Annotated in this window: 8 protein-coding genes; 1 reads left to right on the top strand and 7 read right to left on the bottom strand. The window is 70.4% G+C overall.

What is annotated here, in order from left to right; all coding sequences use genetic code 11:
* Positions 1 to 190: 190 nt before the first annotated feature.
* Entirely contained in the window at positions 191 to 1,063 is an 873-nt protein-coding gene (locus VGO10_RS04870) for a CHAD domain-containing protein (RefSeq protein ID WP_327465739.1), read from the bottom strand.
* Between the two features lie 77 nt (positions 1,064 to 1,140).
* Complete coding sequence (locus VGO10_RS04865) at positions 1,141 to 2,088, bottom strand: SDR family NAD(P)-dependent oxidoreductase (RefSeq protein ID WP_327465737.1); 948 nt, start codon at positions 2,086 to 2,088, stop codon at positions 1,141 to 1,143.
* Positions 2,089 to 2,113: 25 nt separating this feature from the next.
* On the opposite strand from VGO10_RS04865, the gene VGO10_RS04860 reads away from it, so the two are divergent.
* Positions 2,114 to 2,935, top strand: a complete 822-nt coding sequence (locus VGO10_RS04860; protein ID WP_327465735.1) for an SDR family oxidoreductase — start codon at positions 2,114 to 2,116, stop codon at positions 2,933 to 2,935.
* A 9-nt stretch (positions 2,936 to 2,944) separates the two neighbouring features.
* Here the strand turns inward: VGO10_RS04860 and VGO10_RS04855 are convergent, their stop codons facing one another.
* From VGO10_RS04855 to VGO10_RS04835, 5 genes are all read right to left on the bottom strand, one after another.
* On the bottom strand, positions 2,945 to 3,562 hold the full coding sequence (locus VGO10_RS04855; protein ID WP_327465731.1) for an FMN-binding negative transcriptional regulator: 618 nt from the start codon (positions 3,560 to 3,562) through the stop codon (positions 2,945 to 2,947).
* Between the two features lie 23 nt (positions 3,563 to 3,585).
* Positions 3,586 to 3,780 carry a hypothetical protein gene (locus VGO10_RS04850; protein ID WP_327465729.1) on the bottom strand — a complete coding sequence of 65 codons (195 nt, stop codon included), beginning with the start codon at positions 3,778 to 3,780 and terminating at the stop codon, positions 3,586 to 3,588.
* Between the two features lie 35 nt (positions 3,781 to 3,815).
* Positions 3,816 to 4,562, bottom strand: a complete 747-nt coding sequence (locus VGO10_RS04845) for a Fic family protein (protein WP_327465727.1) — start codon at positions 4,560 to 4,562, stop codon at positions 3,816 to 3,818.
* Between the two features lie 87 nt (positions 4,563 to 4,649).
* Entirely contained in the window at positions 4,650 to 5,435 is a 786-nt protein-coding gene (locus VGO10_RS04840; protein WP_327465725.1) for a hypothetical protein, read from the bottom strand.
* Positions 5,436 to 5,503: 68 nt separating this feature from the next.
* Positions 5,504 to 6,325 (bottom strand): isocitrate lyase/phosphoenolpyruvate mutase family protein, encoded by an 822-nt coding sequence (locus tag VGO10_RS04835; protein ID WP_327465723.1) that lies wholly within the window; start codon positions 6,323 to 6,325, stop codon positions 5,504 to 5,506.
* Between the last annotated feature and the right edge of the window lie 5 nt (positions 6,326 to 6,330).

Genomic DNA, 6,330 nt, shown 5'->3' with positions numbered 1-6,330 from the left:
AATTCACCACGCGACGCCCCGGATCTCTACGAGTCGATGATGCGGCCGCGGATCGCCCGCCCGCGCTGCCCCAAGGCCAACCACACCAGCCACGGTTGCGCTGCCGCAAGCGCTTCTCGCCCTCGGTGCGGACACATCCCGCCGCGCGCCCGCGACCCACGTTCGCGCTGAGCGCCAATGGCGCCCAGTATCAACCTGATGCGAGGTACCGCGCCAGCCGTCGGCCAAACGCCTTCGGCTTCTCGGCGTAGACGCGCCGGCCGAGCTCCCAGGCGTCGGCCTGGATCTCGGTCCGCAGCTCGGCGATGGCCTCCAGAACGATCGGCTCGTCGGGCAGGTGCTCGGCGAGCTGGGCGAGATCGTGGTCGTCGCCGAGCAGCTTGGTCAGCCGGTCGGCCGCGCCGGCCTGGGCCTTGAGCAGCTCGGGCCACGCGTCGCGCAGCAGCCGCTGGTGGTACCACAGGTCCTTGGCCCGCTTGCGCCAGTCGTGCAGATGCTCGACGGTCGTGTCGTCTTGCGCGACGGCCAGCGCGTCGGCGCCGCGTGCATACGCGCGGACGCTGCCGGCCACCAGCGTGTCGGTGTCGCAGTGGTCGAGCTCCAGCACGCGAGCGCGCGCGACGGCTTGCTCGAGTGCGCCGGCGGTCTGCTTGGAGATCGTTCCACCGCCGGCGGTCTCCTGCGGGCGCGCCGCCGCCGCGAGCTCCGCGACGCGGACGCGCAGCGCGTCGAGCTCGAGCTCCGGCATCCGGCCGACCAGCCGCGTGGCGACGAGCTCGAGCGTCTCGGCCAGGACGTCGGCCTCGCGCGTGGCCGACAGCGAGCGCGCGATGTCACGGAGCGCATCGTTCTCGCTGCGGTAGGCCGCGTCCGGCAAGTCGGGCCGCGCGAGGCGCAACAGCGCCCGGGCCTTCTTGATGTCCTTGCGCGCATCGTGGATCGCCTCGGCGGCCGTGTCCGGGTCGGCGTCGCGCAACGCGGCCTGCGCATGCTCCAGGCGCGCCACGAGCACGGCGCGCAGCGCGTCGGGGACGGGCACTCCCAAATCAAGGCGATAGCTCATCGCGAGCCGTCCATGACACCCATCCTAGATTCCGCGCACGCCCCGCCGTGCAATTCAGCCAACGCCGGCGGGCCCGGCTACCCCACGACCTCCAGCGTCAGCTCCCACAGACGTCGCGCGTTCTCCGGATCCAGCGCGTAGGCCGCGACGCCGGAGGCGGGCAGCTCGGTGGCGGGGTCGACCGGCTCGGCCTCGTTGCAGTCCTCGAAGTAGCGGCCGCCGATGCCCTCGAGCTGCGGCGAGGTGGCGAGCAGGACGCTCGTCGCGGCGCCTTGCTCGGTCGACTTGAAGGTGAACTGACCGGAGGCGCGCAGGGCCGCCAAGGCCTTGGCGTCCATGTGCCGGGACAGGTTGGTCTCGGCGATCGCGCCTGGGTGGACCGCGTTGGCGGTGATGCCGTCGGCGGCCCAGCGGCGGGTCGCCTCGACGGCGAGGAGGATGTTGGCGGTCTTCGACTGACCGTAGGCCAGCCACGGGTCATACGGCCGCGAGCTGAAGTTGATGTCCTCGAAGACGACCGGCGAGCGCAGGTGGCCGCGGGAGCTGAGCGAGACGATCCGCGCCGCGTCGGCGGCCGCGAGCGCACCGTGCAGCCCGACCGTCAGCGCGAAGTGGCCGATGTGGTTGGTCGCGAACTGCAGCTCCCAGCCGCCGGCGGTCAGCTCGAGCTCGGGCAACGCCATGATGCCCGCGTTGTTGACCAAGATGTCGAGCGGGTCCTTCCAATCCTCGACGAACGCGGCGACCGACTCCCGGCTGGAGAGATCGAGCTGGCTGACGTCGACCTGCTTGTTGCCCGTCGAGGTGATGATGTCGGCGGCGGTCCGGATGCCTGCCTCGGTGTCGCGCACCGCGAGCGTCACCGCGGCGCCTGCGCGCGCCAGCTCCCGCGCCGTCTCGACCCCGATGCCCGACGAGCCGCCGGTGACGATCGCGCGCTTGCCGCCCAGGTCGATCCCGGCGACCACCTCCGCCGCGGTCGAGGTGGCACCGAACGGGGTGGTGATGCGGTCGTGCGAGGTCATGGTGTCGCCAGGCTACCGTGGAGCGATGGCACCCAAGACATGGTTCATCACCGGCACGTCGCGCGGCTTCGGGCGCGAGTGGGCGATCGCGGCGCTGGAGCGCGGTGACCGCGTCGTCGGGACGGCACGCGATCCCGGCACGCTCGACGACCTCGCTGCCAAACACGGCGACGCGCTGCTCGCGCTGGCGCTCGACGTGACCGATCGCACGGCGGTCTTCGCGGCGGTGGCGCACGCCCACGAGCACTTCGGGCGGCTCGACATCGTGGTCAACAACGCCGGCTACGGTCAGTTCGGCATGGTCGAGGAGCTCAGCGAGCAGGAGGCGCGCGAGCAGATCGAGACCAACCTGTTCGGCGCGCTGTGGGTGACACAGGCGGCGCTGCCGTTCCTGCGTGAGCAGGGAAGCGGGCACTTCCTGCAGGTGTCGTCGATCGGCGGGATCTCGGCGTTCCCCGGCATCGGGATGTACCACGCCTCGAAGTGGGCGCTGGAGGGGATCAGCCAGGCGCTCGCTCAGGAGGTCAAGGGCTTCGGGATCCACGTGACGCTGATCGAGCCGGGCGGCTTCTCGACCGACTGGGGCGGATCGTCTGCCCGGCACGCCGAGCCGCTGGACGCCTACGCGTCGCAGCACGAGGCCTCCAACCGCCGTCGCGCCGGCAACACGCCGGGCGATCCCACCGCATCGGCCGAGGCCGTCCTGCGCGTCGTGGACGCCGAGCAGCCGCCGCTGCGCGTCTTCTTCGGCAGCGCGCCGCTGGGCATCGCCGAGAAGGACTATGAGAACCGGCTGGCGACCTGGCGGGAGTGGCAGCCGGTCTCCGAGCTGGCGCAGGGCGGCTAGCGCCCGCGGTCACTCGGCGTTGAGCGCGCGCTCGATCGCGTCCGCCAGCGCCGGGTGCTCGTAGGCCCCGGGGCGGCGCAGTGCCTCGAGGACCTGCCGCTGGCTCTGCGGGTCCTTGTCCTGGCTCATCTTCACCTTGCACACGAAGCGGGTGATCGGCAGGCGCAGGCCGACGGTCCCGGGTGCGAGCCGCGCGCCGACCTCGGGGTCGAGATAGGCCGGCTCGTCGACGTGCTGCTCGAAGTGCGCGACCAGGCGGGTCAGGACCTGCAGGTTCTCCTCGGGCTCCAGCAGCTCGGGCACGCCGTAGCAGTGGGCGGCGCTGAAGTTCCAGGTCGGGGCGCGATGGGGGATCTCGGAATACCAGCTGGGCGAGATGTAGCCGTTGACGCCCTCGACGATCAACAGCACCTCGCCCGAACCAAGATCATGAATTTGATCGTCGGGGCGGCCGACATGGGTGACGATCGCCAGCTGATCATCATCACGGTCGTCGAGCAGCACCGGGTAGTGCGAGGCGACGAGCTCGCCATCTTTGTTACTGACGATCGTCGCCCAAGGGTTCTCGGCGATCAGCCGCCGAACGGTCTGCTCGTCATCGACGGCGTGCGCGGGGGTGTGACGCATGGCCTCCAGGTTACGAGCGCGGACTAGGCTGCGGCGGCAAACGCCGCGTCAATCAAGCGCTGAGCGTCGGCCGAATCCTGGGCATTGCCAATGCCCGACTGCGCTGCACTTCCGACGAACGCCACTGCGCCAGCCGACGACGTGAGAGGCAGGATCTGCTTCCCGGTCGCGACACAGAGCCCCGTAGGGCCGTCGTAGTCGGAGAATTGAATCGTCATTGGCAGAAAGAACGTACCCGAGAGCAGCTATGGTGTCACGCGCTTGAGCGCCTGATCGTCTGCTCGACAATATCGACCAAAGGTTCGATTTCTTGCCTTCGGTCGGCCCTGATGGCCATACCGAGAGCCCATCGAGTTTCGGGGGTCGGCGGGATCGCGACCAGCAAGAGTCCGCATCGCAGAAGCGCGTAACAGAAGGCGGCCCAGGCCGTACGGCCGTTCCCGTCGACGAACGGATGGATGCTGATGAGTCGGGCGTACAACCTGAGCGGGGGCACGATCGCCGCACGAAGCGGAACGCCACCCGCATCGGCTGCGGCTTGGAGCTCAGCGACGTCGTCTTGAAACCGGGCCAGCGCCTTCTCGATCCGTTTCCTGATCTGCTTGTGGCGAACCCCGCGGCGCTGCACCACGACCGGCGCCTCACGTGTGCCAAGGACCACCGGAAAGAGCACTCCCTCGCCCGTCGTGCGAAAGCCCTGCGACGTTCCGAACACGGGCGCGAAGATCCCCTCGTGAATCTGCTCGATGTCGTCGACCGTCAGGTCGTGGTCGCGAGCGCCCTCAACTGCGGCGATCACGGACACGCGGGCGAGTTCCTCGGTCACCCGCTGCCAGGTGGCCTCGGGCTTGAGCTCTCGGGCCGTGTAGTACTCGGAGCCTGGACGATCTGCGAACTGCTGGAACGTCTCGTGAGCTGCCCTCACCGCCTCTTCCGCGATCCCGCGCTCTTCTGGATCCAATTCGGCAAGCGGACGCGCAAAGCGATTCGTCGTCGGCACTCCGACCAAGCTATAGGCCAGGGCGGCGTGGGCGGTCCGGGCGCGGTTTGCCTTTCAAACGCCTAGAGCTCGCTTGGATGGATCCGCCTACGAAGCCGTGACGGAAGGGTCGCGTTCGCGCCAGGGGGCCATTCTCAATGCCGGACCGAAGCCCGTCGCCAGCAGCGCGCCGGCGCGGCAGCCGGGGACGCGGTAGGCGTGCGCGCGCAGCAGTGGCTCGCCGCGGGCGGCGAAGCCGTGGCGCGGGTGGCGCTCTTGGACGCGGTGGGCGCCGGCCGGGTCGAGCTCCCATGCCCGCATGCCGAGCACGTCGAGCACGATCCCGTCGTGGACGAGGTGCTGGACGGCGCCCTGCTGGACGCTGACCTTCGGGTTGAGATGCAAGGTGATGGCGTCGAGCACGTCGTGACGCAGGACGTCGGAGAGCGGTGAGGTCGCCAGCAGGTCGGCGGCGACCTCGGCGCCGACCAAGGTGAAGCACTTGCCCGAGATGGTGTCCATCTCGCCGAAGGCGTAGTCGTGCAGGATCGCGGCGGCGAAGAGCGCCTCGTCGTCGCAGGTGACGCCGTCGACCTGCCCGAGCGCGCGGGCGTAGAGATAGGAGCGGTAGCCGTGCTCGACGAGCATCGGGTCGAGGTCGGCGCATGCGTCCAGGACCTCGCGGGTGAACGCGGTGTCGGGCGGCGTCAGCTCGGACGGGTCCGGACCGCCGGAGCCACCTCGGCCCGCGCGCGCCGCCACAAGTCGCGGCATGATGCGCGCCGCGGCCAGCACGGTGGCGGCGGTGAAGCGCGCGCGCTCGCCACGACCGAGGATGCCGTTGGTCCTCCGGCACCATTCGATCGTTCCGATGTCTCCGAGCAGGTTGGGCACGCACCGCAGCCTGAGCGGTCACCGGCTTGGCCACAAGGACGCGTATCCCACGATCTCGGCCGTATGGCCTACGACCCTCTGTTCATGATGTCGTTGATCTCGTTGTAGGAGAGGCCGCCGCCGTCGCCATAGGTCCCGGGTGATCCGAGCAGCTCTTCGGCCGCCGCGTAGGCGGCCGAGAACGCCAGCCGTGCCGGCCCCGAGCCCGAGCTGACGCGCGCGACGCCGAGGGGTCCGAGCACACCAACCGACGGCAGCATCGGATGGCTCAGGACGTTGAGCGGCAGCGGTGTGGCGTTGACGAGGCGACGCAGCAGCGCGGGGTCGGTGGCGCCTGGGACGAAGACACCGTCGGCGCCCGCGTCGGCATACGCGCGCAGGCGCGCGATCGTCTCGGCCTCGTCGCCAGCGCGCAGCCAGACGGTGTCGGTGCGCGCGTTGATGAACGCCGGGATCCCGGCCGCTCGCACGGCATCGGCCGCCGCGCGCACCCGTGCGGCATGCTCGTCGACCGGCGTCAAACTTCCATCGGCGCGGCCATCTTCGAGGTTGAAGCCGACCGCGCCCGCGTCGAGCGCGAGGCGCACGGTCTCGGCGACGCCGGCCGGCGTGTCCGCATAGCCGGCCTCGAGATCGGCGCTGATCGGGACCGCCACGGCACCGACGATCGCGCGGACGGCCGTGAGCATCGCGTCGCGACCCAACCGCTCACCATCCGGAAGCCCGAGCGCGAAGGCCACCCCGGCGCTCGTGGTCCCCAGCGCAGGCGCGCCCGCGGCGACGAGCACCTTCGCGCTGCCCGCGTCCCAGGCGTTGAGCAGGCGCAGCACCGGCGCGTCGCGGTCGTGCAGCGCGCGGAAGGCGACGGCGCGGGCGTGCTGGTCATCCATAGGTG

Origin of the sequence: Baekduia sp. (assembly GCF_035996765.1) — a bacterium.
In the GTDB taxonomy this organism is placed as follows: domain Bacteria; phylum Actinomycetota; class Thermoleophilia; order Solirubrobacterales; family Solirubrobacteraceae; genus Baekduia.
The sequence above is the reverse complement of the archived record's forward strand: the minus strand, read 5'-3'. Positions and strand labels throughout refer to the sequence as shown.

Coding starts and splice junctions, on each gene's coding strand:
- VGO10_RS04855 (WP_327465731.1), bottom strand. CDS start 3,562: ATGCGTCACACCCCCGCGCACGCCGTCGATGACGAGCAGACCGTTCGG.
- VGO10_RS04860 (WP_327465735.1), top strand. CDS start 2,114: ATGGCACCCAAGACATGGTTCATCACCGGCACGTCGCGCGGCTTCGGG.
- VGO10_RS04870 (WP_327465739.1), bottom strand. CDS start 1,063: ATGAGCTATCGCCTTGATTTGGGAGTGCCCGTCCCCGACGCGCTGCGC.
- VGO10_RS04835 (WP_327465723.1), bottom strand. CDS start 6,325: ATGGATGACCAGCACGCCCGCGCCGTCGCCTTCCGCGCGCTGCACGAC.
- VGO10_RS04850 (WP_327465729.1), bottom strand. CDS start 3,780: ATGACGATTCAATTCTCCGACTACGACGGCCCTACGGGGCTCTGTGTC.
- VGO10_RS04865 (WP_327465737.1), bottom strand. CDS start 2,088: ATGACCTCGCACGACCGCATCACCACCCCGTTCGGTGCCACCTCGACC.